Origin of the sequence: Pseudoxanthomonas gei, assembly GCF_010119615.1 — a bacterium.
GTDB classification, from domain to species: domain Bacteria; phylum Pseudomonadota; class Gammaproteobacteria; order Xanthomonadales; family Xanthomonadaceae; genus Pseudoxanthomonas_A; species Pseudoxanthomonas_A gei.
The window spans coordinates 1-529 of record NZ_QOVG01000038.1; the positions used below are offsets into that span (position 1 = coordinate 1).

The 529-nt window shown below is 59.2% G+C and carries 1 protein-coding gene; it reads left to right on the top strand.

Features of this window, described 5'->3' with window-relative positions; all coding sequences use genetic code 11:
* Positions 1 to 9: 9 nt before the first annotated feature.
* On the top strand, positions 10 to 529 hold a 520-nt coding region (locus DT603_RS15860), incomplete at its 3' end, for a hypothetical protein (RefSeq protein ID WP_211368495.1).

Consider the following 529-nt stretch of genomic DNA (forward strand, 5'->3'; position numbering starts at 1 on the left):
CGCAAAGGCGTGGATTTCAACCTGGGCCTGAATAAGCAGTTGGGTCCGGTCCTATGGACCGTCGGTTTGGCCGGAACATATTACACGACGAAAGCGACGCAACGCGCGGAGAACTACGAGAATGCCTACCAGAACCGGGTTGGTAAACCGCTCGACGCGATCTGGGGACTGCAAAGCAAGGGGCTCTTTGCCAACGAAAGCGACATCGCAGCCAGCGCTAAGCAAACGTACGGTCAGGTTAAGCCCGGCGACATCAAATACGTAGACCAGAACGGCGACGGTGTTATCGACAGTCGCGACGAGGTGTATCTGGGTCGGGCCGGCTGGTCAGGTGCCCCCTTCACGTTTGGCCTGAACCTGACGGCGCGGTGGAGCAATTGGACCGTCTTCGCCATCGCCACCGGCAGCGCGGGGGCGTATGGACAGAAAAACAGCTCGTATTTCTGGATCAAAGGCGACGACAAATACTCGGCTGCCGTTCGCGACCGCTGGACACCCGACACGAAAGAAACGGCTACCTACCCCCGCC